This is a genomic window from Paenibacillus sp. FSL K6-1318, from assembly GCF_037976905.1.
In the GTDB taxonomy this organism is placed as follows: domain Bacteria; phylum Bacillota; class Bacilli; order Paenibacillales; family Paenibacillaceae; genus Paenibacillus; species Paenibacillus amylolyticus_A.
In genome coordinates, this window is the sequence record NZ_CP150270.1 from 4,719,314 (window position 1) to 4,745,783 (window position 26,470).

The following is a 26,470-nucleotide window of genomic DNA, read 5'->3' on the forward strand; positions in this document are numbered from 1 at the left end:
CAGGTGAAGAAACAACTCAAGAAATTCATGGGAATCAGTCAAGTAAAGAGGTACAGAGTTGATGATTTAAAGCCATAAAATTCCATATTTTTCTTTTAAATTACACTTTTATAGTATATAATCCCCATTGATATAGTTGCTTTTATTCTTGGCAATCCAAGGAGGATATTAAGGTAATGGGTAGAGAGTTTGTGGCTTTATTTGACCAATGGTCAAATGATTATGATCAAACCGTGATGGGACATGACCAACAATATCAGGAAGTATTTGAGCATTATGAAGAAATCCTTCATACAGTGGTCTCAGAGGTGAGCGGAACAATTTTGGAATTTGGCGTAGGAACGGGAAATCTCACAGAAAAGTTGATAGCCGCAGGTCATAAAGTATACGGGGTTGAACCCTCACAAGGAATGATCCATCAGGTGCAGAAGCGGAATCTGAATTTCGAATTGTTTGAAGGAGACTTTCTGGAATTCCCTCCTCTACCTGAGCCAATCGATGCCATCGTGAGCACTTATGCTTTCCATCATTTAACGGATGCGGAGAAAGAACAGGCGATTTCAATATATGCCAAGCTGCTAAGCCCCAATGGAAAAATCGTGTTTGCGGATACCGTCTTTCAAGATCAGGAGAGTCGTCATCAGATCGAGGATGAGGTAGCTTCTCTAGGCTATACCGAACTGCTGACAGATCTACGGACCGAATACTATACGACAATGGATGTATTACAAACCATTTTATCGAAATATGGTTTTATCACGCACTTTTCCCGATTAAACAAATATGTATGGTTAATGAACGCACAAAAGGAGATTGGTTAATTTGCCCATTTATCAACATGTACAGGAACTTATAGGTAATACGCCTCTGCTTGAATTAACCCGTTATCCATTACCGGAAGGAATCCGTCTATTTGCCAAACTGGAATTCATGAATCCCGGAGGAAGTGTGAAGGATCGGATTGGCAAGTTTTTATTGGAGCAGGCCTTGGCAAGAGGAGACGTTAAGCCAGGCGGAACAGTAATTGAAGCTACCGCAGGCAATACAGGAATTGGTCTTGCGATGGCGGCTGTAGGCCTGAATTTAAAGGTCATTTTCACAGTACCTCAGAAGTTCAGCATCGAGAAGCAGCAATTGATGAAAGCTCTTGGAGCTACGGTCGTGAACACACCCACATCAGAAGGAATAACGGGTGCTATACGCAAGGCTGAATTGCTGGCGAAAGAAATACCGGGGTCGTATATCCCAGGTCAGTTCTCCAATCCGGATAACCCACTCGCACATTATGAACATCTGGGCCCTGAGATTTGGCGTGATTTGAACGGACAGGTGGATGTATATGTCGCCGGAGCCGGGTCTGGCGGTACTTTTATGGGAGGATCCCGCTATTTGAAGGAGCAAAACCCGTTAATCAAAACATGTATCGTCGAACCTGAGGGTTCAATTCTCGCAGGTGGTCCCTCGGGACCACATCGTACAGAAGGGATAGGCGTCGAGACGTTATCTTCTTTTATGGATGTGAGTTATTTTGATGCCATTCATACGATCTCAGATGAAGATGCCTTTGAGCGGGTCAAGGATCTAGCCTTGCTGGAAGGCTTACTGGTAGGAAGCTCCTCAGGTGCAGCTATGCAAGCCGCATTAAACGAAGCCGGCCACGCAGCCCCCGGAAGTAATATCGTCGTTATTTTCCCGGATAGTAGCGAACGGTATTTAAGCCAAAATATCTATCATAGAGGACAATAACATGAGACCAAAAACAAAGCTGATTCATGCAGGAATTGTTGGTGATCCACACACCGGAGCAGTAAGTGTCCCGATCTATCAAGTAAGCACGTATGAGCAAGAATCGGTTGGCGTACACAAGGGATACGAGTATTCACGTACTGGCAACCCTACCCGTCATGCGTTGGAAGAAGTCATTAAAGAGCTGGAGAATGGCGTTCGCGGTTTTGCTTTTAGTTCGGGAATGGCTGCAATTCATGCTGTACTGTCTCTGCTGAAAACTGGAGATCACGTCATTCTGACGGATGATGTATACGGCGGGACTTACCGCATTTTCACCAAGGTGCTGAATCGTCTGGGGATCGAGTCTACCTTTGTAGATACCACCTCACTAAAGGCACTGGAGCAGGCTTTGCAATCCAATACGAAGGCCATTTATGTAGAAACACCTACCAATCCGTTACTCAAGGTCACCGATATTGCTGCTGTAGCGAAATGGTCGAAACAACATGAGTTACTGTTCATCGTGGATAACACGTTCAGTACGCCTTATTGGCAAACCCCGTTGGATATGGGGGCAGATATTGTACTGCATTCTGCAACGAAATATATCGGCGGTCATAGCGATGTTGTGGCAGGACTTGCGGTTGTCAACAGCGAGCAGCTTGGAGAAGACCTGCATTTTATTCAAAATGCCATTGGCGCTGTTCTGGGACCCATGGATTCATGGTTGCTAATGCGAGGTCTAAAAACATTGGGACTGCGGATGGAAGCGCAAGAACGCAATACAGAGCAGATTGTGACATTTTTAAATCAGCATCCGACCGTGAGCAAAGTCTATTATCCTGGGTTGCCCGACCATCCGCAGCACAAGCTGGCATCCACGCAAGCCAGAGGATATGGCGGTATGGTTTCCTTTGATGTAGGCAGTGCCGAAAAAGTAGATGAGGTGTTAAGCAAAGTCCGTTATTTCACATTGGCTGAAAGTCTGGGTGCGGTGGAGAGTTTAATTTCTGTACCTGCCCGTATGACACATGCTTCCATTCCCTATGAACGTCGGCAAGAATTGGGGATCACGGATGGTTTGATTCGTATCTCCGTTGGGATCGAGGATGTTGAAGATTTACTTGATGATTTGAAATCTGCATTAATTTAAGGGCATTTCAAATGAAGTCCATGATGGCTATCAATCGATTCTTACACTCATAGGTTTCAAAAAGGTCATGACTTACAGAAGTTCGCTTCTGCAAAGCATGACCTTTTGGATATTCGGTATGTTGCCACTTGTATTGCAATGACTGTCGCAATACATCAGGCTGGACTCCATATGTGATAAGACCTCTCTTTTGCATACTCTACGGTATCTATGAACGAAAGATATCCATCCTCAACTTGTTCTTTTCAGAGATTTTATAAGATGCATGAGAATGAATCACTGTCGTTATATCTGATTTTCTAATTTCAATAGTAAGGTAAAAGGGTTAACGCCGTAAGCGCAAATAACGGGAGCACCAGTCGGTTAAAACGTCTACGGCCATAACCATAATACGGATAAGGAGTAGGGTACCCGTATCCTGGATAAAATCCGCGCGTATGACCTATCGGATAGTTCGCTCCCGGCATTGCATTTGGAGCCCAGTTCGCATGATTCACCATGGCTTCTGGTCCAACGGGAACCGCCAGATATATCATTTCATCATCCACGTTTTCCATAATGCCATCATAGTGCATGCCATCATTCATCTGTACACATACATAACGGTGCATGTGTTCCTTGCATATTTTCTTCGCTTCCACCTTTTCCACTTGCCAACGCCTCCTCGATTCTACTCTTGATCACCTTTTCATGGTATTCAGAACTGGGCGAATTGACACTACGGGAAGACAGCAAAAAAAGAAGCACCCCGTGAGCGGCTTCCTTGGAAGGCTGCTGCGCGGACATCTATTCAGGAAACGTCCTGATCAGATGTCCGCCGGGGTACTTAAAACAAGTTTGTCGGCTTAACTGTAGTATAACAGCGGGATGAACCTGTATCTGTGATGTAACTCACTCCGCTATGTTATAAAAGCAAGAAAAGAAATATTTTTACAATAAGATTCGGTAATATTCAGTTGTTTGGACTATAAGAGGCGCTTCTATCATTTGTATTACTTACACGTTTCCCTCTACAGGGTCTCCAAGACCACCCGTGAGCCGTTTCCAGCTTCACCTGCCGGGATCACCACAAGCTTGCGTGGCAAGCGTGCACGCAGTTCAGGCACGTGACTGATTACACCGACAGCCAATCGGTCGTCATGCAATTTTTCCAGCGACGTAATGACGGTATCCAACAACTCCGGGTCAAGTGTACCGAACCCTTCATCCAGGAAGAAGAATTGAAGCGGGTATTGACCTCGCAGCTGAATCTGGGCCGACAGTGCCAAGGCCAGTGACAATGAGGTCAAAAACGTCTCGCCACCGGACAACGTCGATACCGGTCGTTTGACTCCCCCGTTGGCATCATCACAGATCACAAAACCACCACCGGAGTCTACCTCCAGTGAATAGCGTTGTTTGGTCAGGAAGCGCAGACGCTGAGAGGCCGCGTGACTAACCTGCATCAGTTGTTCCTCGGCAATATACTCGACAAAAGCATTGCCTCTGAACGCGGATTGCAGTTTGCTGAGCAGCTCGCCTTGACGGCTTACCTCCACCCGCTTGTTCTCCAGTTCGGTCCAGCGAACATGTCGCTGCTCTACATCCTCCAGATCACGTTCAGCGCGTGCTTTGGCCCGAAGGGCAGCCTCATCCTCAATTCGGACCTGCTGCAAACGTTCGGTACAGGCTAACCACTGTTCCTCCGATACGACTGCACCCCCCAGCTTCTGTTCCAGTTCACGCAATTGGGATGCGAGTTCACGCTCACGTTCACGGTGCTGCTGAATCTGTCCTGCCAGTCGTTCTGCTTCCTGAGAAGGAATCGCCGCGGACACAACAGCATCATCCGAGTCAAACGGGGATTGTTCCAGCAATTGCTTCCACCGTTCCTGTGCCTGTTGCAGATGTTCTGTTGCCGAGGCGGCTGCCTGCTGAGCCATAACGTCTTTCTTGGCTGATTCCTGCTTCAGCGTGTCTGCTTCTTTGAAGCGTTGTGCCGAGTCTGCAGCTGCTTTTCGCAGTCCATCCAGACGAGCCTGAGCCGCAGCAATCAAATCTTCTACCCGCTGCTCTCCAACCCACTGGCGCAGGCGTTCTTCCTTCTCCGCCAGCTGTTTACTATTGCCCTGCCACTGCGTCTGCCACTGGATCAGTTGTTTATCCAATTCCACCAGCTTCTGCTGGAGAGATTGAATGATCTGGTCTTTTTCCTCAAGGAACGTCACGCTTTTGTTCAGACGTTCCTTGATGTCTTCGGCGCGCGCATCGCGCTCCTGCATCGCCTGATAGAGGGCCTTGGCCTCCTCCTGAGCGATGCCCGGCAGTTCTGCGGCCCAGCGGCCCTGCAAGGCAGCCGCTGCGGCCTCGCTCTCGGCCAGCTTGCGCTCCGCCTGGGCGAGCCCGGCACGGCCGGCCTCCTGCGCAGCTGCCGCTTCCATGCGGCGCTGCTGCGCGCCCACAGCCGCCTGCTGCAACGCGGCGGCTTCGGCCTGGAGCGGCGCTGCTGCGGCAGCCAGCGCCTGCGCGGCTTCGCGCAGCGCAGCGGCACGCGATGCCCAGCCTGCCGGGGAACGCCCGTGTTCGGGCGACCCGGCGGGCTCGGGCTCCGCTGCCGCAGGCGCGGCCTCGGCTGCGGCAGGAGCTTCGCCAGCCGCAGCGCCAAGCTGCGTCAGCAGGCTGCGACGTTCGTGCAGCTGCTGGCGCAGCCCAAAGCGCAGCTCCTGCAGCTCCGCGTGCAGGCTGCGCAGCAGTTCCAGGTCCGCATCGCCTGCGTGCGGACCTTCTCCCGGCGGCGCAGCCGGGAGCGGGTGGTGCGGCGAGCCGCACACCGGGCATGGCTCGCCATCGCGCAGCTCGGCGCGCAAAGCGGAGGACAGCCGGTGCAGCTCCTGCTCACGCATTGTGCCACGCAGCTGTTCCTCCGCAAGGGCCAGCAGGCTTTGTTCGCGGCTAATATCCTGCTCACAGGCAAGCAAGGCCTCAAGGCCTGCTGACGCCTGTTCTACCAGATGCTGACGCTGATCACTCAGGCGTGTTTCTTGCTCAGCCGCCGCCTTCAGCTTGTCGGCTCCCTGTTCTGCCGACTGCTTATAGGCCAGCATGTCAGCCTTGTTTTGCTGCAGCTGCTCCGCGGCAGTATCCACACGATGCTTCAGTTCAAGCGCAGCCTGCAGCTGTCTGCGTTCCTCTGACTTCACTTCATTTGGCTGGAGGCTCTCCTGTAGTTCCTCACGCCGTTTGCGTCCACGCTGTTGCAGCTCCTTTTCTTTCTCAAGCTGCTGTCCCAGCGCAGTCTGTTCGCCCTGTCCCTGTTCCAGAAGCTGCGCGAGGCGCGAGCAATCGGCTTGAAGTCCGTCCCGTTCCCGTTGCAGCTCTTTCGCTTGTTCGAGTTGCTCCAGGCGCAGCAAAAGTTTCGGTTCTTCCTCGGCCATTTGCGAACGTGCCGTCTCGGCCTTGTCCGCTTCCTGAACAGCCAGACGCTCATGTTCCAGTGCTTGCTGATGAGCTGTCTCGGCGGTATCCTGCCGCTGCTTCTGCGTAGACTTGGCGTCTCGAACCGTCTGCAACGCAGGCAGTATTGCATCTGCCGCAACGGATTGTTTCAGCCGTTGTTCACCTGCCTCGACCTGTGGTTCTAGTGCTTTCAGCTTCTGCTGTTCATCCGTACGGGCCTGCCGTTCGTTACTTAACTCACGAATTTTACCCAGCTGTTCAGCTTCCTTCACAGCTTCATCCAGCGCTTTGCGGGACAATTCAGACTGCTGAACAGCGGTTTGAAGAAGACGCTTGGTTTCTTGCAGCGTCTCCTTACTGGCATTGCCAAGCCCCTGCTGCTCCGCAGCAAGAGATTGGTGAACCATATCGTTATCCTTGACCCGCCGACTTAATTTGATGGCCAGCTGATCCCCATACTTCTCCAGATGGAACAACCGTTGCAGCATCTGGCGACGTTCACTGCCTTTGAGTGACAAAAACTCGGCAAACTTCCCTTGTGGAAGTACCACTGCCCGTGTAAAATCATCCATCTTCAAACCGATCACATCTTCAACACAGCGATTCACATCTGCCAATTTGTCGGCAAGTACCTGCTCTTCGCCATTGACCGTCTCTATGAATTTGCTAATCGTGTTACTCACCGACACTTCATTATTCCGTTTGAAACGCCGCTCTACCCGGAACCTTCGAGTGCCTGCTGCCGACATCAGTTCGAATGTAAAAGCAACCGACAACGAATCTTCTGCGTGATTCATAATGCCTTGCGTACCGTTCACCGCACGTTCCACTTTTCCGTACATGGCAAGTGTGATGGCATCCAGCAAGGAAGATTTACCACTGCCCGTAGGACCGAAAATACCGAATAGACCCGTCTCCGTCAGCACGGTAAAATCAATTTCCTGCATCTCCCGATAACTTTGCAGTCCGGCAACTTTTAATAAAATGGGCTTCATCTTTCCTCGACCTCCTCACGCACACCCGGCTCGTCTTCATCCACAAGTTCCAGGAAAAGCTGTACCAGGCTGTCTTCCGGTTGTGCACCACCCGTCTGGCGCTGATAGAATTTACGGAACAGTTCATGTACAGGTAGCTCGGATCGTTGCTCCAAAAGCCCTGCTGCAGCCATCTCGGGGTACACGGGGCGAATGTGAATAATACCCTCATGTGATTTTCGCAACTGCTGAATCTCCTTCAGCGACATCGCCTCGTCCAGCCACACTTCCATGTCGATAAAAGCCTGCGGATCACGTCCCTCGTCCAGCCAGCGATATACTTCTGCCAAACCACCACGTGCCTGCCAACGCACAAGCGGACGCCCAGACGTTAACAAAACTTCCTCTACCTGTGCAGCTCCGCCCGGTGCCAGATCAACCATCGTGACAGACTTACTCTGCCCCGCTTCCGAGAAACTGTAGGCCAAGGGAGAGCCGCTATATCGAATCACACCGTCTCCTTTGACAGCCTGTGCACGATGAAGATGCCCAAGCGCTGTGTATTGTGCGCCAGTCGATAAGGACGAAGGGTCTACCGTGTAGGCCCCACCGATCTGAATCGGACGTTCCGAATCACTCTCAAGTCCGCCGAGCACATAGATATGGCTCATGGCTAAATTTACGGTATCCGGGCGAAAAGAAGCTGCCAGACGCTGCATTAACATGCCTACCCGGTGACTGTATGCCTGACGAAGTACATTTTCGTCCCCATCCGTGGTCAGCAATTCATTCAATCTCGCTTCAGAAGGATAAGGTAATGCGGCTATATGTGCGGTCTCATCGGTTCGCTTCGCATAGATGGTTACCGCTTCTGAAGTAGGCATCCCTACGAGTGTAATGCCCTGCCTGTTCACCAGTGGTGTTACAGAAGCCACCCGCTCTGGCTGATCATGATTTCCTGCAATTACCACGAGAGGTCTTCCATGCTCCGTCAGACGTGCTGCCGCTTCATAAAAAAGTTGTTCCGCCGCTGCGGGAGGATTCACGGAATCATACACATCTCCGGCCATCAATATGGCATCAGCCTGCTGCTCATCAGCCACCCTGACAAGTTCATCAACGAAATCTTCCTGTTCACGCAGTCGGCTTCGTCCTTCCAGCGTTTTTCCCAAATGCCAGTCCCCTGTATGCAAAATACGCATCGTCCGTTCCACCTCTCTCTCCCATGTAATATCCATGGTTTCAAATTCCGACCTTTTTATAACTTCACTGCATGTCCACCATCAAAAAAGTACAGCCACTTCCGGTCAACTTTCCGTCCCAATATATCTTCAATGGCCCGTCCATACAGCTCCAGCTGGAAGCCATAGTTTTCCGTAAGTGTACGCAGCCCACCACGATGGTCCAAAACCCGATCTGTCTTGTAATCGAGCAAAACAAGCTCACCGTCCACCTCATACAGACAGTCAATAATTCCCCGGACCAACACCGTTTCATTTTCAATGGTGGCCTGCATTTTATTTTTTTCATCTACAGTCTGTATTTCTGAGTTCGTAGACTGCGCATGTAGCCATTCCACAGGGGACTGATGTGCCGGAAGTCCATACACAAACGGGATCTCCCGTTTTACCCACGCTGCACGCAACAGCTCTTTCCCTGGTTCTGTATCGAAAAATCCGACCAGCTCTTCGAGTTCGATAGCCTCCACGTGGTGGGGCAGCAAAATCTGAAGCTCTACCAATCGCTGAGTGGTCTGCTCAATAAGCTGTGAGTCAATGGCCGATCCATCTACAGGAAGATGTTGCATCAACGTATGATACACGGTCCCCCGCTCTGTCCCTGTCAATTGCTTCTCTCCCATAAATTTGGGACGACGCAGATGCAATTTGAACGATGTACCCGCAGATCCCGCATCCGAAACGTTCAGCGTACCGTGTGAATCCGACCCTGATCCAGTCTCACGCTCGTTAGATTCACCAGATACGCCACGTAGTACATGACCTGCTTCATCTTTGGTGTAATTGCTTCCTGGGGTGTTGTGTTCCAATAATGTCTCGGACTGCTCTCCCAGTTCCTCCATCACCTCTACGGACTGGATGTCCTGCATCGCAAGTAACGTTTTCAACTCAGTAACAGATGTGCTGGCTGCCACTTGAGTTGCTGCTTCATAGGGGTACATCCACGAAAGCCGTTGATCAACCTCGCGAATCAGCCGTGTCTCCTCTTGTTGAAGAGCTACTGTATCTGCACCTTCATCTCCAATGTTTTGGTTAGCCATATCTTGTTCACTCTTCGTCAGCTCTTCTACAGTTGAGGATATAACCAACTTCACAGGCTGAACTGCTTTTAGGGCAGCAATTCGTTCTTTCCGCACCTCAGTCATCCCGTCTTCTTCCCCAAGTGTCTGATCCACCACATGGTCACGAGACACCTGATCAGCAGAAACAATAGAAATCGCCCATCGTGATTGATCATCTGCAAGACAGGCTGAGAATGAATCATTGCTTCCTGCAAGTTCTCGCAGCACAGTCGCATCTGGATGTCTCATCAGGGATGGCCCAATCCAGTCCAGGTAGCTCCGTCCCGCAGCAAGCAGATAGTCTGGTAATGCCAATTCAGAGCTATCCTTGACCTGAGACCACGCCAGCGCTTTTTTCGCGGCATCTTTTACGGTACCCAGCAGAATCATTTTTTCTTTGGGACGGGTCAATGCAACATACAGCACACGCATCTCTTCAGCAAGCAGTTCAAATTGTGCACGACGACGAATCGCCAGATTGGCTAGTGTAGGATAGGCAACCCGGTTCTCACGATCCACAAACCTCGGACCAAATCCCAGTTCCTTATGCATTAGAAACGGTGCGTTCAGATCCTGCTGATTGAACATCTTGGAGATGCCACCGACAAAGACAATTGGAAACTCCAAACCTTTACTCCGGTGAATCGTCATAATACGTACGGCGTTGTCCTGCTCACCAGAACTACCTGCTACAGTTCCGAGGTCTCCCCCATTTTCCCGCAGTCTGGAGACATAAGTGAGGAAACGGAACAAACCGCGATTCGCAGTTGATTCCTCATATTGTCGTGCGCGATCGTACAGTGCCTTGAGATTGCTTTGACGTTGCAGTCCTCCTGGAAGACCACCAACCCAGTCCAAATACCCGGTTTCCCGATACATACGCCAGATCAGTTCACTTAGACTGCCTTGTCTTGCCTCAAGTCTCCACTGCTGCAATTGACGCATAAAACGAATTAACTTTTGCTGCAGCTCCGAGCCTGAAATCTCCGTTATGTCCATATCCTCGCTTGCCTGTCCAGTAAAACCAGCATCTTGAATTCCATCTCTATGCACATCCAACTCGTATACATCGTCCAGAATCTCTGCCTCAACAGAAGCTGCTGTCTCCCGCTGTCCCTGTTCCATCTGTGACCAGGCTTCCGGCCACTGCAACTGGACCATATTGGAATCAGGATCGTTATCCTGCCGGGATTGTTGCACGGCATTAGTGGAAGAATCTCTCCACTCTCCGGCAGCCGATATAACTGCATCATAGAATGACTGTCTTTTGTCACCGAGCCGAATCTGTGCCAGTTCCTCTTCATCCAGTCCAACAATCGGGGAACGAAGCACGGAAGCGAGCGGGATATCCTGCCTTGGATTATCAACAAGCTGAAGCAGAGACATCATGATTTCCACTTCCGTAGCCTGAAAATAACCCTTGCTCTGTTCCCCTCCAGCAGGAATTCCCTGCTGTCTGAATTCCTCAATCATGAGCGGAGCCCACATCAAGGTTGAACGCAGCAAGATGACCATGTCACCATAACGTGCAGGGCGCATCGCTTGCAGGGCTTTGTCATATACATGGAGGGCAGGTTGGTCCGTATCCCCAACCATCTCACGAATCCGCCTCGCGATCGCCCGCGCTTCCAACTGGGCCGTTTCAAGTTCGGCACTCTCCAGTTCTGCGGAGACCGATGAATCCCCGTTCTCATCCGTACTCTCTGTCAGATCAGGACCACCGCCTTGACGATCGATCAGCATGAGCTCAGGTGTATATGCCTCATCGCCAAGCGTCTCTGACGGGAACGTAGCCCCATATGCCAGTTGAGCTCGTTCATCGTAAGCAATCTCTGCTACGCCTTCGTTCATGAGTTGCCGGAATATCATGTTAACCGAATGCACAACTTCCGCACGACTGCGGAAATTCCGTGCAAGATCAATACGTTGACCTGTTCGATTCAGGCGATCTTCATCATTTCCGCTCTCACGCGTGTTCGCTCCATACTGGCGATACTTGTTCATAAACAGACCCGGCTCTGCCAACCGGAAACGGTAGATACTCTGTTTGACATCACCTACCATGAATCGGTTCCCCGGGTTTTCTCTCGAGATCAGCTTCACGATATCTTCCTGAACCGTATTGGTGTCCTGATATTCATCGAGCAACACTTCATCGAATCGCGAACGGTACTCCATAGCCGCGTCGGAAGGCATCGACAGTTCAGGCGTCGAATCCTCATGTCGCAAAATGTGAAGGCAGTAATGCTCCAGATCACTGAAGTCAACTTGCCCACGTTCCTGTTTGGCCTGTCGATAACGTTCTCCAAATGTACTAACCAGCCTCGACAGTTCCTGCATGAGTGGTGCCGCCTGCTCCAGTTCCTGCCAGAACGAAAACGCAGTTCTTCCGAACAATGAACCTTTCAGGTCGGTCACTGCCTTTTTCGCAGCCTCACGGAGTTCCTTCACCTGATCCTGTAAAGCCGGGTCCGTCTGATCTTTTTTGCAGGGTTTCAGTTTGCCGAATACAGCGGGTTGAAACACTTCTGGCAACCTTTCCCATGGAATAACCTGGGCCGCAGACAACAGCTCTTCTACCATCACCAGGTCTTCTTTTAACGTATCTGCATAAGGTGCCGGACCTTCAGGCTGCATGGAAATATGGATGCCTTGACGGAGCAGTCCTGCTGCACCACTTAGAGCAAGAGCCGCATCACGCAAAATACTCTGAACCCATGCTGAATGTCCAAGCTCCTCCACACTTTCCACCTGAAAAGCAGATGCCATCTCTGATAGCCAATGATCCGGCCAGGAGTGACTGCGGGAGAAATCATACAATCGTTGCACCAGTCGATGCATGGCATCATCATTTCGTTCTCCACTGAACCAGTCCACCAATTCGCGGAATGTACTACCTTCATCTTCTTCGCCATACTTTTCCTCAAATAGTTCTTCAAGTAGTTCCTGGCGCATGATTTCCGCTTCATTTTCATTCAGGATACGGAAAGCCGGGTTCAGCGGAATTTGCTGATAGTAACGGCGAATGACTTCCATACAGAATGAATGTAACGTTGTAATAGATGCACGCCCAAGCAGTGACAGCTGCTTACGCAGATGCTCTTCTCCTGGCTGTTCTTCAAGCGCACGTTCCAGCGCTTCCCGAATCCGTTGTTTCATCTCGGCGGCGGCCGCTTTGGTAAATGTAGCTACAAGCAAGCGATCCACACTGAATCCTTGGGAGGGATCTGCAATCTTGCGAATAATTCGTTCAACCAATACGGCTGTCTTGCCTGATCCCGCCGCTGCGGCAACCAGAATGTCTTCTCCGCTTTCGGAGATGGCACTCCATTGGTCATCACTCCAGAAGCTACCTTCCGGTTTTGGCATATTCGTCATGATGTTTCCCCTCCCTTGGTGTGAGATAACATATCCCAGATTTGCTGTTTGCCCGGTTTGGACAACAGATTATATTCATTTCCTTCAATATTCTCATCAAACTGACAAACAGGCTTATATGGACAGAAGGTGCACGCCACTTCCTGCTGAATACGATAAGGCTCAATGGCCACATCCCCATCCGTAATTCGGGTACCGATCTCGCGGATATTACTGCGTACCGAAGCAAGCAACGTATCCCATTGCTCAGGCGTAGCTACAGCGGCGCTACTATAAAAGCTTCCGTCTGCCTTAAGGGCAACCGGAATAATAGCTGAATACCCCTTATCCAGAGTGTTATCCATTTGAGCAATTGCATCCCGATCCGCCAGCAGCAAACCTTTCATTTTGAACCGTTTCAGCAGTTCTTGTCCGGCCTGCTCCGATGTCATGCCGTTTGCGGATTGCAAAAGCGGGTTATGCACATGGAAATACAGCGTTCCTCCCGGCATCGCCGTTTCCCCAAGCCATTCCTCGGCAGCACTAAGCAGCACCTCTAGATAGGTGAGCATCTGCAATGACAGACCATAGTACACTTCATGTAACTTGAGGTCCGTCTGGCTTGATTTATAGTCAATGACACGCAGGAGCAGACCATTCTCGCCTTCTGCCACATCCACACGGTCAATCCGACCCACGATCTCCATTACACAGCCGTTCTCCAGTTCAAAACGTAGTGGCGGCAAGGTTTTATCCGGTCCAAAATCAAGCTCCAGCCCAATCGGTTCAAAACTTCCACGTCTAGACTGTTCCCCGAGAATAACGGATGCCCGGCTAACAATGTCCTTCAATTTGCGGAAAATATAACCGTATCGCTTGGTGCTTAGTAAAATCTCCCCTTGCAGCTGTGGTGCAATCTGCTCCACAGTTTGCTCGGCTTCCTGACGGCATTGGTCTGGAGTCAAACTGCCCCAACTACGATTTTCTTCGCGCAACCGCATAGCCAGCTGGCTTAGTGCAGCATGAAACAGCTGTCCGATATCAGGAGCCTGAAGGCGGTACAATTGCCGTTCTTTGAGACGCAGCCCGTGCGAAGCAAAATGGGAGAACGGACAAGCTACGAACCGCTCCATTCGCGAAACACTCGTCCTTACCTCTGTGCCATACAATCTGCGACTGGTAGCTGTACGTAGTGGTAATGCCCGATTACGATAAAAGATTGATCCCAGCAGTTGCTCCAACTGAGGTCTGCTTGTCTCCCGAGATGCATGCCAGTTGTAGACTGCCCACCACATTTCAGGAATGTCTTCTCCGCGGCGCCATTTACGTAACTGTCCAATGAGCGCAGACAAACTCTGCCCTGGATGTGTAACATAGGACCAATGAGCTTCTTCCGAGTTCGCAACCGGTGGTTGAGCAAGCAATGGCTGTTCTTGTAAACCAAACATTTTCCGTACATGGCGGACAATCTCGGAAGGAAGCAGTGCTTTCCCCTCATCATCAGCAACCGGGTAACTCAGCCACAACTGGCTGCTTGCCGCTGTAAGTGCCGTATAGATCAGAAAACGTTCATCCAGCATCTGCCTTGTTGCACCTGGTCCAAGCGCCACGCCTCTTTCTGTCAGCAACGATCTTTCCAGCTCCGTTAATACGCCATCATCCTGAGGTACGGCGGGCAATTCACCATCAACTGCACCAAGGATAAATACGTATTTGATGTCCTGAAGACGTGTACGGTCCATGGAACCGACCAATACCTGATCAAGTGCTGGTGGTACCAGACCCAGCTTGAGTTCGGTCAACCCGGTCTCAATCATTCCAGCAAACAGAGTGATATCCAGCCGTTCATTTCCCATCATATCTACCATCTGATCCAATAGATCCAGCACAGCTCCCCACATCTGCCTATGTTCTCTCGACCTTTCAGGGTCACCTTGCGCCTTAGCTTCATTAGACATGTTCTCCAGCTTCCAGGGAATTTCGGCATCTTCCAGCAGTCTGTATAGTGCCTCGCACTGGGCTTTGGCCGTTTTTGCCTTTTTCATTCGTTTCTCAAAAGCACCCAAGGAATCTGTAATGACCGTTCGACAACTCTCCATTAAAGAAAGCATTTGGTCCCGTCCTCGACTACGGCCATCCTGACCATTATCTTCCAGTGATAAGCTAGGAACATACTTCCACGGTTTGCCGTCAGTCCAGCGATATCCATGAATACCACAGGCCAGTGCATAATTCTCAAGCTGGTCCATATCTTCACGGGTGATGGAACCATCACGCGGAAGCAACAGATCCGTTTTGACACAGCGAAATACATCCTCGTAACGCCAATGGCGACGAACAATATCCAGTGCGGAACGGATAAACTCAGATAATGGATGATGAAGTTCATTTCTTCTCCGGTCCAGAAAGACGGGTACGCCATAATCCCTAAATAGCGGTTCAGCTATATCTGCGTAGGTATCCAACTGACGGACAAGTACAGCCATATCCCGATAACGCGCACCTTCGTTTTGTGCCAGGCGCCGCATCTCACGCAGTGCTCCCTCCATCTCAGCTCGACGGTTCTCCGCTGCAACCAGGCGGATTTCGGAATCAAGGCCATCACTTTTCCACCGAATTCGGCGGTCGAACCCAGCCTCCAGATGAGCAAGTCCTGGACGATCCCTGTATCTCGGTGGAATCTCTGAATCTAGCATAGTTATATCGCTCGGTACACCCAGTTCTTCAGCCATTCCTTTCAGGCGCGAGTAGGCACTCGCTGTGGGATAGAACAGTTCCAGTTCTCCAGGCAGCGCACCGTGATCATATGGACGATCCAATGTCAGTGCAATCGTCACAGAAGAGGACTGCAACATGAGTCGACCAATCACACTCATCTCCTGTGGCGTGAATCCCTGAAAACCATCAATCCAGATCTGGGCATCCTGCAGCAATGCACTTTCCGACAAACGCTCTGTCAGCTCGGTCAACGTGTCTTCATCATCAATATATAATTGGGTCAGTTCCTGTTCATAGTCACGATATATTAGATTCAAGTCATGCAACTTGTCCTCCAGAATTGGCGAAGAGGATGAGGTATTCCATCCAGACAGCCCTTCTTCCAGTGATGATGGATCAACTTCATAACGTTTAAATTCACTATATAAGTCATTTAATTCCCCTATAAAACCCAGCTGACTGCCGGATGCACCAAACAGCTTCAATTCTTCCTTACGGCGCTGGATGACCTTGTATAGCAGCATCTTTTTGCCTTCGGCTCCGATCGGAATACGAGCTGAACCGCCGGCTTCCTGCATTACGCGGTAGGCTAACCGGCGAAAGCCGAGCACTTCTGCGCGCATTGTACCTTTAATTGCTCCTGAAGACACCAATGATTGCTCCGTTCGAAAAGAACTCTGTTCCGGAACAAGTAAAATCAAAGGTGTGCCTTGCGGCTCCTTTTGAAGCAGGGATGTAATTTCCCGGGTAATCAGCGAGCTTTTGCCGCTGCCTGCCCGACCAATAACAAAACGAACGGACATGTCTAATCCTCCAAACCACACGTACAAGATTTTAATTCCCAGTATAACATATCTGACTTGGTTCGGAACATACGTTTGCCACTATCCGGTAAAACCGGAGAACATCTCCGTTAACACGGCAAAAAGCCCGCAGCTGTTCACACTGTGGACTTTTGACTGAAAGTATCATTCATTTAAACTTTACTTTACCTTACGAGAGATTAAAAAAAGTGACAAGAGACTCGTCTAATTCTTTTTACTGCGCACTTCGAAAATAGCAAATTTCAGGTAATGTCCCTCATCCACGCCCAAAATTTGCGGATGATCCTTACCAGCTGCTTTCCAGTCGATTAGACGCAGCACTTTGCCTGCATCTTCCGCTGCATCCGCAATCGTATCCAGGAAGAGGTCTGGACGCATGTGATATGAACAGCTGGCTGTTACCAAATATCCGCCCTCATTAACCAGTTTCATACCTTGCAGGTTGATATCCTTATATCCACGGCACGCACCTTTAACTGCTGATTTCGTTTTCGCAAACGCCGGGGGATCGAGGATGACCACATCAAATGTTTTACCGCCAGCTGCAAGGGCTTTGGATGTATCTACTTTCTGTTCGGCAGCACGCGCACGTGCAGTACGTTCATCCAGTCCTTTCACTTGTTCACGCAAGTACTGGAATGCATCGGCAACTACGAATTCGACCCGGTCGGTAAAACCGTTCAGCTCCACATTCGTTCGTGCACTCTCAATGGCATGCTCTGAAATATCAAGACAAGTCACTTTTTTAGCTCCATATTTGCAAGCATTCAACGTGAAGCTGCCCGTGTGTGAGAAGCACTCCAGTACGGTAGCACCATCCCAATAAGGGAATGTAACCACCTTACCGCTTTTATTCACAGGCAAGAGCTGCTCTGTGCCATCCTGCTCGGTCTGTTGAAGTGTAATTCCACTCTTATAGCCCCAACCCTTCATGAGGGGTTCGATCGCTGCACGATTCTCACGTTGGTCGAAGAAGTAACCTGTCTTCTGGCCTTCTACGATATCCACTTTAATGAGTAGTCCATTCTCTGTAACGGTGACATGCCGCGGGCACTCCCCGTACAGCGGGCCTTTGGTCTGCTCCAAACCTTCCAGTTCACGAATCGAGACATCACTGCGCTCATAGATGCCTTCCGGCTGCATCACTTCAATGAGTGCTTGTACAATGGCTTCACGGCAATGATCCATGCCGAGTGTAAGCAACTGTACAACGAGAATGCTGCCGAACCGGTCAACGATCAATCCTGGCAGAAAATCAGCTTCTCCGTATACGAGACGGTACGCCTCTCCATCCTGGATAAAGCGTTCCCGATAACGCAAGCAATCGCGGAAACGAGCTGCAAAGAACGCCGTGTCCATCTGTTCGGACTCCAGCGGTTGATACGCTACAACTCTTACAGTGATCTGAGATGCGGGATTGTAATAACCTGTCGCCAAATAGCGACCTTGATGATTCAATACATTGACCAGATCTCCCGGTTCCGGGTTTCCGTCAACCGAGGCAATTTCATTGTTAAATATCCATGGATGTGCATGTTCAAGCCGCTTTTTGCGACTGCGTTCGAGTGTAACTGATGGCAAGGTAGATCCACTTCTTTCATAGTTAGTTGAAAAGATAGGTTTGGTGCGGCGCGTAAATGACGTTCCGGGTTCGAATCGATCTTCCGATCGCTGTTGTCTCCAGATTTTTTTGATTCCCTTTTTTAAAGGGAAAATCCGGAGACAGCATATGCTCCCGATGTAGCTTTCTTTCAGAAAGCTTTTAGGCGCACGCTTCGCTTCTTCAGATTCGATTTCGTCCCCACCACTACATTTGAACGAATCACCGTATCTTTCGAATTGGGCTGGGTAATTTAGGTCGCTTCCCTTTGAATTCCTTTAGGCTTGTCATGGTTGTCTTTGTTTACTCATAGGATGAGTTAAGGAACCGGACGGAAGGAATGATGTTTCTATGTTTAGAGATGTTATATTGCCCTTACTCTATGGGCTTATTATCTTTTTTGGTGGCATGAAGTTGATGGAGACCGCCTTGCAGCGCATGGCTGGGCCCATGCTGGCTGGTTGGCTCAATCGCGCTACCTCTGCTCCATGGAAAGGCATGGCTTTCAGCGCGGGTGCAACGGCCCTGTTGCAGAGCAGTACTGCGGTCACTGTACTCACCATTGGACTGGCTAATGCCAGATTAATTACCTATGGACGCACACTCGGCATCATCCTCGGCACCAACATCGGGACATGTCTGACGACGGAGCTGGTGGGACTGCAGATCGGACGTGCTTCCCTACCGCTGCTCGTCCTGTCGCTGACGGGCTGGGCCATGTTTGTTGTTCTTGGTGAACGCAATCTGGCCGCTCCTGAACGCACGCGCCGAACTTTGTTTAACATCCAGTACAGCTTCCTCGCGACTGCCGGATTTGCACTCGTCATGACAGGCATTCAGGTGATGCAATCCATTGCCTTGCCCTTGCGGAGCATGGGCGTATTTCAATGGTTTCTCGACCGCTCGGCCGACAGCTTATGGTGGGGCTTCCTGGCAGGTGCCTGCCTGACAGCGCTCATTCACAGCAGCGCGGCTGTCATTAGCATGGCGATTACGCTCGCTGCCACAGGGGTATTGCCTGTGGAGATCGGCATCGCCATTGTGATCGGGTCCAACGTGGGGACCTGCATCACCGCCGTGATCGCTGCCGCGGGCGGAGCATCCGCAGGCAAATTTGTCGCAGCCTCCCATGTTGTATTAAACATTGCGGGAGCGCTGCTGTTTATGCCGCTGATCGGCCAGCTGCATGCAGCTTCGGCCTGGCTGTCAGCGGACAACGGGGCACAGATTGCGCATGCCCAGACCCTTTTTAACATCACCAGTTCACTGCTTGCTTTGCCATTCTGTTACTTGCCAATCTGGCACAAAAAACCACCGGTCCACGCCCCCGCGGCGAAGTCACCCGTGGCTTGATGATCTGCCTATCCAGACCTGCAGAACGTGTGCGCTAACTGGACAAGACAAACACTCGTTATACGTTAATGCCCAACTTGTTCAGTGCTACGCGCAAGATGTCATCGTTATTATCATATCCGCTCTGCTGCTGTCTGGACCATGCTTCTTCCGGAGCATACCAATCCACACCCTTGATCTCTTCAATCTGAGGCTGTAAATCACCACTCTCGGCTTCAACAAGATAGTAATGGACTTCCTTATCTACCGGACCGAACTCTGCATGTTGGTACGTATATGCAATGATATCAACTGGCTCCACAATGCGTCCCACCATACCTGTCTCTTCCAAAATCTCGCGCAGTGCCGTCTGTTCAATTGTTTCTCCATCTTCCATTTTGCCCTTGGCGAGAGTCGTTTTACCATAACGATCTACGATAAGCTGAATTTGAAGACCTCCGTCTTCCCCTGTTCTATAGACAACTCCGCCTGCTGAAATTTCTTTTTTGTTCATCGTGCTCTCCCCCATCGACTTCAATATCTTATTTTTTGCAAAAGAAGGACCTCATCTCCCGGGTAAGCTCCCCAAGGAAATGAAATCCTTGTTTCTGACGCCTCGATTACATCGCGGCGGACTTAAGATTCTCTTCCAACACACGTACCAGCGTAGCCTGACTCTCGTTGACGCCGGCTTTAACCACTTTGACTCGGCACACTTTACCGACCATATCCATGGTTCCGTCAAAGACCAGTTGAATGTAGTTGTCGCTATAACCGTGCAGCTTGCCACTTCCCTCGCGGCCTTTGGCTTCACCTTCAGGAATGACATCGAGTACCTGTCCGACAAACTGCTCAGCGTACTCCAGCTGCATCTGCTCGGACAAGTCAATCAGTTCATGCACACGTGCATTTTTGACCTCTTCGTCCACCTGATCTTCCATACGTGCTGCTGGTGTACCCGTACGCTTGGAATAAGGGAATACGTGCATTTCGGAGAAACCGATTTTCCGCATCAACTCATAGCCATTACGGTACATCTCATCCGTCTCACCCGGAAATCCAACAATAATGTCAGTCGTAATCGCCACATCTGGCATCGCTTCCCGAATGCGAAGCATTTTGTTGTAGAACTCTTCTGTCGTATATTTGCGACGCATGCGTTTCAATACTGTATCATCCCCGGCTTGCAGCGGAATATGGAAGTGACGCACGAGTTTGTCCGAACGTTTGATCACGTCGAGCATGCGGTCATCGATCTGACTCGCTTCAATCGAGCTGATTCGAATACGCTCCAGACCCTCTACTTTATCCAAATCCCACAGCAGATCGGTCAGATCATAGTTCTCCATGTCATCCCCATACCCACCTGTATGAATACCAGTCAGAACAATCTCCTTGTATCCGGCGTGTACGAGTTGATGCGCCTGTTGAACGATGCTGTTCGCTTCCCGGCTGCGCGAGAGACCACGAGACCACGGAATAATGCAGAATGTACAGAAGTTATTGCAACCATCCTGAATCTTCAGGAAAGCGCGGGTACGGTCAGCAAAATCCGGTACGTCCATCTCTTCAAATACACGGGTTTTCATAATATTTCGCACCGCGTTAACGGGTTGACGTGACTCCTGAATTTCATTGACATATGGCAAAATCTTATCACGGTCCTGTGTACCGATAACGAGATCCACGCCAGGGATGTCCAGAATCTCTGCCGGAGAAGTCTGCGCATAGCAGCCTGTAACAGCCACAATCGCCTCCGGGTTGCGCCGAATGGCACGACGAATAATTTGACGGCTCTTTTTGTCGCCGGTATTGGTTACTGTACAAGTATTAATCAAGTATACATCCGCTGTCTGTTCGTCAAAGTCCACTTGATCGTATCCTTCGTTTTTGAACAATTGCCAAATCGCCTCTGTATCATAGAAATTAACTTTGCAGCCTAAGGTGTAAAACGCCACGGATGGCATAATTACATTCCTCCCATTTCTCCGGATTCATATAGCACGCAAGTTAGTGCTGCCATCCCAGCTGTCTCAGCACGCAAAATGCGTTTGCCCAGTCCAACAGATACAGCACCTGCCTGATCAGCCTCTGCCGTCTCCTTCTCAGAAAATCCACCTTCCGGTCCAACAACGATCAATACTTCTGCACTCGCACCAAGTGCAAGCTGTTCAACAAATGGTTTCAGCGCATCTCTCAGCTGTTTACCGTTTTCTTTCTCATAACAATAACATACCAGGCTATAGCCCTCAAAAGAAGATAACAGCCCTTTCCAGGAAAGTGGCTGCTCAACGGATGGAATGCGATTCCGGTGACTCTGTTCGGCAGCTTCCTTGGCAATTTTCCGCCACCGCTCCAACCGTTTGCCTTCTTTCTTGGCATCATATTGCACAATCGTACGTTCTGATAGGAAGGGTACAAATGATACCGCCCCGATCTCAGTACATCTCTGGATGACTGTTTCCATCTTGTCACCTTTGGGCAAACTCTGTGCCACGGTTACACGAATCCGAGCTTCATGGTCCATAACCAGCGACTCTACAATATTGGCCGTCACTTGGCCAGCTTCAATGGTCTCAATCTCCACGAGTGCTTCTCTGGAGTTTCCGTCACTGACAATCAGTTTATCTCCAGGTTTACCACGCATGACCTTGCCGATATGGCGTGCATCATCACCTGTGATGTTCACAGCGTGTTCATTAAACTGTTCTGCAGATACAAAATATCGCTGCATAAGTCAATCCACCCATTCTGTCCTGTTATGACTGGAATTCACCCCGCCCATTGACAGGCGTGAATCCAATCGCCACAGATGATCATACAACTTTTACGTGTTTCTGACCAGTATATCCGTCCAAAACACGATACGCTTTTAGCGATATAATTCAATAACCAGCTTTGCCAGATCCACGTACATCGTTTGCGCGAACTCATACAAAGGTTGAATGGTTACATTTTGCAAAGGAGGTATAACAAGAATTAATAGGAAGATAAAAATGGACCATTGCTCCACACCCTGCAGCTTGCGGCTGATTGAAGGTGGCAGTGCATCTTCTAGAATCCGATAACCATCCAACGGGGGTAACGGAATCAAGTTAAACAGGAACAGGAAAAAGTTTGTTAGATTAAAAATAGCGAAGAACGTTGTGATTGCTGTGAGCAGCCGCTCATTATCAATCCCGCCGAGTGCTCCTGAACCAACCAGTGAAGCATAGATGATTGTACCGATGATCGCGAGCAACAGATTGCTTAAAGGCCCTGCTGCGGATACGATGATACCCATCAATCTAGGCTTGTCGAAGTTAGCCCGATTAACCGGAACCGGGCGCGCCCAACCAAAACCGGCAATAATGAGCAAAAGCACACCAAACAAATCAAAGTGAACAACCGGATTCAGTGTAACCCGACCCAACAGCTTGGCTGTCGGATCACCGAATTTGTTTGCAAAATATGCATGCGAGAATTCATGCACCGTAAATGCGATCAGAATGGTCAGCAGGAAAAACGGAAGCTGATCGATCGGATAACGAAAGAACGAATTCCAAAAGTCCATGGGTTACCCCTTTCTGGCTACAAACGCCAGCCAATCCTCATCACGGTGGATCGCACTCACTTCAAACCCGGAGGCTACCAGTGCATCATGCACAACCTGCTCTTTGTTCTTCCAAATGCCCGATACAATATAGGTGCCTCCAGACTCAAGCGCATGATAGACATCATCTACGAACAACAAAATGATCTCAGCCAGAATGTTCGCCACGACAACCTTAACTGGCAGTTGCACACCAAGCGCAGGGTCCTGACTCCCGAGGACGGACAACAGATCACTCTCTTTAACCGTAATTTGTTGCTCCAGCCCATTCAGTTCCACATTCTCCCTGGCACTGATTACCGCAACCGGATCAAGATCGAGCGCCAGCACATGTTTTGCCCCAAGTTTTATCGCTCCAATAGCCAAAATGCCAGAACCTGTACCTACGTCAATGACTTCCTCGCCGCCCTGAATAATCGTTTCCAGTGTGCGCAAGCAGAGGGAGGTCGTTGGATGAGTTCCTGTACCAAAAGCCATTCCTGGATCAAGCTCAATTATCTTCTCATCCGGACTTTCAGGCGTATACTCTTCCCACGTTGGCTTGATCGTCAAACGTTCTGATACACGTACCGGCTTGAAATATTGTTTCCAGGCTGTTGCCCAGTCATCTTCATCCACTGTACGCGTCTCATAACGAACCTCACCTGTATCAATTCCGAAATCGCTAAGTTCCTCGATTCTCGGATTAACTTCTGACTGTAATGCAGCCATATCCGTACCTTCGGAGAAGTACCCTTTGATGACCGCAAAGCCTTCAGGAATATCATTCAAAGGAACGTCGTATAACTCACCATACGTTGTGTCCCGTTTTTTATTTAAAGTACCGGACTCTTCAATTGAAACCCCTCCAGCACCCGCTTCATGTAAAAAATTCGAAATCATCTCCACAGCTTCTTCTGTGGTATGTATTGTTAGTTCATGCCATAACATACTTGGTTTTTCCTCCTCATTTTTCAAACATCCCAACTATTGTACTACACAAGCGAGCCGGAGCACAAAGTCGACCATGAAAAGAAAAACAAAACAGGATATCCGCAGTCTAACTGCTCGAATATCCTGTCATCTATTCAACCATATCTATTTCATTTACTTCAGCATTTTGCATAATTCGAATCACTTAGCAAAAACGCCCACCATTCTGTGTGATCATCTCTGCGGCTTGCGGGAGCGAATCATTGGATATGGACACGGTCAGCAAAATTTCTTGTTTTATCCTGTCGGCCGAATCCTCTTCGGGCGTATCATACACCTGACCATTGGATAACATTTCCGTTTCATCACTAATCAGGGCAAGTACATTCAATTCGCCACTAAATCCTCCGACGACAGCCGTAGGAGAATTATCAGAGCCCGTAACATCGTGTGAGTTCAATGCAGACGCTTCATTGCTAAGGCTCTCGATACTCAATTGGTTCGGGTGTAACAATTCCAGGGCTCTGCGTGCAGACTCGGCCTCAGCCCAGCTTGTAAATACAGCTTCGAGGGTAACCGCCGAGCGATCTTCAGTCATGAAGCTCCCGTCCCTGACGTCGATCAGCCGCTTCACTGCGGCGTAGTGCTTCTATATCCTCATGATCCGCAGCTTCAGCGCTGAATTCCACGTCCTCATTTTTAGCAGACTGCAATCGTTTCATCTTTTCCGTTTTCGTGAGAATCTTGCCTGGACGTTCATGTTCTGCCATTGTAATGCTCCTCCTTCATATTGGGAAACTAGATCATTCCACCGGCTTGTTCGATAATAGACATAGCGCGGTGATGTACCGATTCATCTACGATGACCGTTAGTAATACATCCCTTCCCGTAGGTCCTCCCTGTCCACCATCACTCATGCCGCTTGCAGAAGGGTCCGCCGCAGCCATGATACCAGCGCTGGCATTCGCCTGCATCGAATCGGGCACCCATGATGAAAAACTGCCGGAAACGCCCGGCTTGTAGGAAGCCCCGCTTGGTCCTACACCCGCATATCGGCTGAATCGATTAATCGACAGGTCCTCCACTCGCAATGCCTCCAGTTTTTTGGCTGCCCCTTGCGCCTGCTCCGGGCTATGAAAGTACGCCAAAATATTTTTCTCGGTCATCCGCTTCACCTGCTTCCCTAATTTCTCGCATATCAGCTATGCATATCATTCTCGCCATGCTATCTTTCCGCAAGTTTGCTCAGAATATACCGAAATGCTCCCACAAATTACTGTCCGTTCTTCATAGCATAAATCCATGGATTTTGCGAAAACCACTGAATCTGTAAAAAAGCGTACAAAAAAAAGGACACCCCACGGTAAAAACCGCTGTGGTGTCCTTTGGGACTTGCTTTATTTTATTCTCAGTCGCCGCGGAAGGCGCGTTTTACTCTGTCAAAGAAGGATTGTTCATGCTCATGTGTTTGCTCTCCATCCAGTGCAGCAATTTGGCGAAGCAGATCCTTCTGCTCGTCATTCAGCTTACTAGGTGTAACCACAACCACTTTCACATGCTGATCCCCTTGCCCCATACCGCGCAGGCGTGGTACACCTTTGCCTTTGAGTCGGAAATACGTTCCCGTTTGTGTACCAGCTGGTACTTTCAACTTCACTTTCTCAGTCAACGTCGGGATCTCAACTTCATCTCCCAGAGCTGCCTGAGCAAAGGTAAGTGGGATTTCGCAATAGATATCGTCGCCTTCACGCTCGAAGAAATCATGTGATTTCACGCGAATGACAATATACAGATCTCCCGCTGGTCCGCCACGCAGGCCTCCCTCGCCTTCACCTGTCATACGCAGTTGTGCGCCATCATCTACACCCGCTGGAATGCGAACATGGATTTTGCGTTGCTTGCGGACTTTACCGCTGCCACTGCACGTTGTACATTTTTCTTTGATAATTTGGCCCGAACCGCTACAGTTCGAACATGCACGACGATTAACCATACGACCGAACGGTGTATTTTGCACGACTTCCTGCTGACCGCTACCTTGGCAGACCGAGCAGGTTTCCGGTTTCGTTCCAGGTTTGGCACCTGAGCCATGACACGTATCGCAGCCTTCGGTACGCGGAATCGTAATATCGGTTTCTTTGCCGAATACCGCTTCCTTGAACTCAATCGTCATCGTGTACTGCAGATCATTCCCCCGTTGCGGAGCATTTGGATCACGTCGTCCACCGCCACCGCCGCCAAAGAACATGTCGAAGATGTCGCCAAATCCGCCGCCGCCAAAATCACCGCCACCACCGAATCCACCTTGATTCGGATCGACATGACCATATTGATCATACTGGGCACGCTTCTGACCGTCACTCACTACATCGTAAGCTTCTTTAACTTCTTTAAATTTAGCTTCCGCATCAGCAGCCTTGTTTACGTCAGGGTGATACTGACGGGCAAGCTTACGGTAAGCCTTTTTAATCTCATCGTCGTTAGCCGTTTTACTAACGCCAAGCACCTCATAATAATCACGCTTTTCAGCCACTCTTCCACCCCC

General features: G+C 49.8%; 19 protein-coding genes. 4 read left to right on the forward strand and 15 right to left on the reverse strand.

Translation table 11 applies throughout. From position 1 onward, the window contains the following. Nucleotides 1-176: 176 nt before the first annotated feature. Genes NYE45_RS20920 through NYE45_RS20930 form a run of 3 tightly spaced genes read left to right on the forward strand, consistent with a single transcriptional unit; the run spans nucleotide 177 to nucleotide 2,881 of the window. Nucleotides 177-821 (forward strand): class I SAM-dependent methyltransferase, encoded by a 645-nt coding sequence (locus NYE45_RS20920; protein ID WP_340013825.1) that lies wholly within the window; start codon nucleotides 177-179, stop codon nucleotides 819-821. A 1-nt stretch (nucleotide 822) separates the two neighbouring features. Next, the gene (locus NYE45_RS20925) at nucleotides 823-1,746 is read left to right on the forward strand and encodes a cysteine synthase family protein (protein ID WP_340013826.1); all 924 of its coding nucleotides are present in this window, start codon (nucleotides 823-825) and stop codon (nucleotides 1,744-1,746) included. Between the two features lies 1 nt (nucleotide 1,747). Then, on the forward strand, nucleotides 1,748-2,881 hold the full coding sequence (locus NYE45_RS20930) for a bifunctional cystathionine gamma-lyase/homocysteine desulfhydrase (protein WP_340013827.1): 1,134 nt from the start codon (nucleotides 1,748-1,750) through the stop codon (nucleotides 2,879-2,881). 305 nt (nucleotides 2,882-3,186) lie between these two features. Here NYE45_RS20930 and NYE45_RS20935 read toward each other — a convergent pair whose 3' ends face one another. The 6 genes from NYE45_RS20935 to NYE45_RS20960 all read right to left on the reverse strand — a co-directional run bounded on the left by NYE45_RS20935 (nucleotide 3,187) and on the right by NYE45_RS20960 (nucleotide 18,069). Then, entirely contained in the window at nucleotides 3,187-3,531 is a 345-nt protein-coding gene (locus NYE45_RS20935; RefSeq protein ID WP_036674796.1) for a hypothetical protein, read from the reverse strand. Between the two features lie 360 nt (nucleotides 3,532-3,891). Next, nucleotides 3,892-7,311 (reverse strand): SMC family ATPase, encoded by a 3,420-nt coding sequence (locus NYE45_RS20940; protein ID WP_340013828.1) that lies wholly within the window; start codon nucleotides 7,309-7,311, stop codon nucleotides 3,892-3,894. Next, the gene (locus tag NYE45_RS20945; protein ID WP_340017415.1) at nucleotides 7,308-8,492 is read right to left on the reverse strand and encodes an exonuclease SbcCD subunit D; all 1,185 of its coding nucleotides are present in this window, start codon (nucleotides 8,490-8,492) and stop codon (nucleotides 7,308-7,310) included. Before NYE45_RS20945 ends, NYE45_RS20940 begins: the two co-directional genes overlap by 4 nt. A gap of 56 nt (nucleotides 8,493-8,548) precedes the next feature. Continuing rightward, nucleotides 8,549-12,967: a helicase-exonuclease AddAB subunit AddA gene (gene addA / locus NYE45_RS20950; protein ID WP_340013829.1), complete on the reverse strand. Its 4,419-nt coding sequence runs from the start codon at nucleotides 12,965-12,967 to the stop codon at nucleotides 8,549-8,551. Next, nucleotides 12,964-16,467 (reverse strand): helicase-exonuclease AddAB subunit AddB, encoded by a 3,504-nt coding sequence (gene addB, locus NYE45_RS20955; protein WP_340013830.1) that lies wholly within the window; start codon nucleotides 16,465-16,467, stop codon nucleotides 12,964-12,966. The genes addA and addB overlap by 4 nt, the downstream gene beginning before the upstream one ends. Nucleotides 16,468-16,692: 225 nt before the next feature. Next, nucleotides 16,693-18,069, reverse strand: coding sequence for a class I SAM-dependent rRNA methyltransferase (locus NYE45_RS20960; RefSeq protein ID WP_340013831.1), 1,377 nt, complete (start codon nucleotides 18,067-18,069; stop codon nucleotides 16,693-16,695). Between the two features lie 370 nt (nucleotides 18,070-18,439). Here NYE45_RS20960 and NYE45_RS20965 point away from each other — a divergent pair, with 370 nt between their 5' ends. Continuing rightward, entirely contained in the window at nucleotides 18,440-19,441 is a 1,002-nt protein-coding gene (locus tag NYE45_RS20965; RefSeq protein WP_340013832.1) for a Na/Pi symporter, read from the forward strand. A 58-nt stretch (nucleotides 19,442-19,499) separates the two neighbouring features. Here NYE45_RS20965 and NYE45_RS20970 read toward each other — a convergent pair whose 3' ends face one another. The 9 genes from NYE45_RS20970 to dnaJ form a co-directional block, all read right to left on the reverse strand. Further along, a complete protein-coding gene (locus NYE45_RS20970) occupies nucleotides 19,500-19,934 on the reverse strand; it encodes an NUDIX domain-containing protein (protein ID WP_169481176.1) in 435 nt (144 codons plus the stop codon). A 106-nt stretch (nucleotides 19,935-20,040) separates the two neighbouring features. Further along, complete coding sequence (mtaB, locus tag NYE45_RS20975) at nucleotides 20,041-21,387, reverse strand: tRNA (N(6)-L-threonylcarbamoyladenosine(37)-C(2))-methylthiotransferase MtaB (protein ID WP_340013833.1); 1,347 nt, start codon at nucleotides 21,385-21,387, stop codon at nucleotides 20,041-20,043. Between the two features lie 2 nt (nucleotides 21,388-21,389). Then, entirely contained in the window at nucleotides 21,390-22,154 is a 765-nt protein-coding gene (locus NYE45_RS20980) for a 16S rRNA (uracil(1498)-N(3))-methyltransferase (RefSeq protein WP_340013834.1), read from the reverse strand. Between the two features lie 138 nt (nucleotides 22,155-22,292). Next, the gene (locus tag NYE45_RS20985; protein WP_264928123.1) at nucleotides 22,293-22,973 is read right to left on the reverse strand and encodes a site-2 protease family protein; all 681 of its coding nucleotides are present in this window, start codon (nucleotides 22,971-22,973) and stop codon (nucleotides 22,293-22,295) included. 3 nt (nucleotides 22,974-22,976) lie between these two features. Next, a complete protein-coding gene (gene prmA, locus NYE45_RS20990) occupies nucleotides 22,977-23,942 on the reverse strand; it encodes a 50S ribosomal protein L11 methyltransferase (RefSeq protein WP_340013835.1) in 966 nt (321 codons plus the stop codon). 187 nt (nucleotides 23,943-24,129) lie between these two features. Further along, the gene (locus NYE45_RS20995) at nucleotides 24,130-24,522 is read right to left on the reverse strand and encodes a hypothetical protein (RefSeq protein WP_340013836.1); all 393 of its coding nucleotides are present in this window, start codon (nucleotides 24,520-24,522) and stop codon (nucleotides 24,130-24,132) included. Continuing rightward, on the reverse strand, nucleotides 24,515-24,694 hold the full coding sequence (locus NYE45_RS21000; protein ID WP_062835520.1) for a YfhD family protein: 180 nt from the start codon (nucleotides 24,692-24,694) through the stop codon (nucleotides 24,515-24,517). The genes NYE45_RS20995 and NYE45_RS21000 overlap by 8 nt, the downstream gene beginning before the upstream one ends. A 28-nt stretch (nucleotides 24,695-24,722) precedes the next feature. After that, entirely contained in the window at nucleotides 24,723-25,091 is a 369-nt protein-coding gene (locus NYE45_RS21005; protein ID WP_264928126.1) for a hypothetical protein, read from the reverse strand. Between the two features lie 242 nt (nucleotides 25,092-25,333). Next, nucleotides 25,334-26,458: a molecular chaperone DnaJ gene (gene dnaJ, locus NYE45_RS21010; protein ID WP_062835521.1), complete on the reverse strand. Its 1,125-nt coding sequence runs from the start codon at nucleotides 26,456-26,458 to the stop codon at nucleotides 25,334-25,336. Between the last annotated feature and the right edge of the window lie 12 nt (nucleotides 26,459-26,470).

Bases quoted from the DNA above. Each gene is read 5' to 3' on its own strand.
- NYE45_RS20920 (WP_340013825.1), top strand. From the start codon at position 177: ATGGGTAGAGAGTTTGTGGCTTTATTTGACCAATGGTCAAATGATTAT.
- NYE45_RS20930 (WP_340013827.1), top strand. From the start codon at position 1,748: ATGAGACCAAAAACAAAGCTGATTCATGCAGGAATTGTTGGTGATCCA.
- NYE45_RS20940 (WP_340013828.1), bottom strand. From the start codon at position 7,311: ATGAAGCCCATTTTATTAAAAGTTGCCGGACTGCAAAGTTATCGGGAG.
- NYE45_RS20945 (WP_340017415.1), bottom strand. From the start codon at position 8,492: ATGCGTATTTTGCATACAGGGGACTGGCATTTGGGAAAAACGCTGGAA.
- addA (WP_340013829.1), bottom strand. From the start codon at position 12,967: ATGACGAATATGCCAAAACCGGAAGGTAGCTTCTGGAGTGATGACCAA.
- addB (WP_340013830.1), bottom strand. From the start codon at position 16,467: ATGTCCGTTCGTTTTGTTATTGGTCGGGCAGGCAGCGGCAAAAGCTCG.
- NYE45_RS20965 (WP_340013832.1), top strand. From the start codon at position 18,440: ATGTTTAGAGATGTTATATTGCCCTTACTCTATGGGCTTATTATCTTT.
- NYE45_RS20970 (WP_169481176.1), bottom strand. From the start codon at position 19,934: ATGAACAAAAAAGAAATTTCAGCAGGCGGAGTTGTCTATAGAACAGGG.
- mtaB (WP_340013833.1), bottom strand. From the start codon at position 21,387: ATGCCATCCGTGGCGTTTTACACCTTAGGCTGCAAAGTTAATTTCTAT.
- NYE45_RS20980 (WP_340013834.1), bottom strand. From the start codon at position 22,154: ATGCAGCGATATTTTGTATCTGCAGAACAGTTTAATGAACACGCTGTG.
- NYE45_RS20985 (WP_264928123.1), bottom strand. From the start codon at position 22,973: ATGGACTTTTGGAATTCGTTCTTTCGTTATCCGATCGATCAGCTTCCG.
- prmA (WP_340013835.1), bottom strand. From the start codon at position 23,942: ATGTTATGGCATGAACTAACAATACATACCACAGAAGAAGCTGTGGAG.
- NYE45_RS20995 (WP_340013836.1), bottom strand. From the start codon at position 24,522: ATGACTGAAGATCGCTCGGCGGTTACCCTCGAAGCTGTATTTACAAGC.
- NYE45_RS21000 (WP_062835520.1), bottom strand. From the start codon at position 24,694: ATGGCAGAACATGAACGTCCAGGCAAGATTCTCACGAAAACGGAAAAG.
- NYE45_RS21005 (WP_264928126.1), bottom strand. From the start codon at position 25,091: ATGACCGAGAAAAATATTTTGGCGTACTTTCATAGCCCGGAGCAGGCG.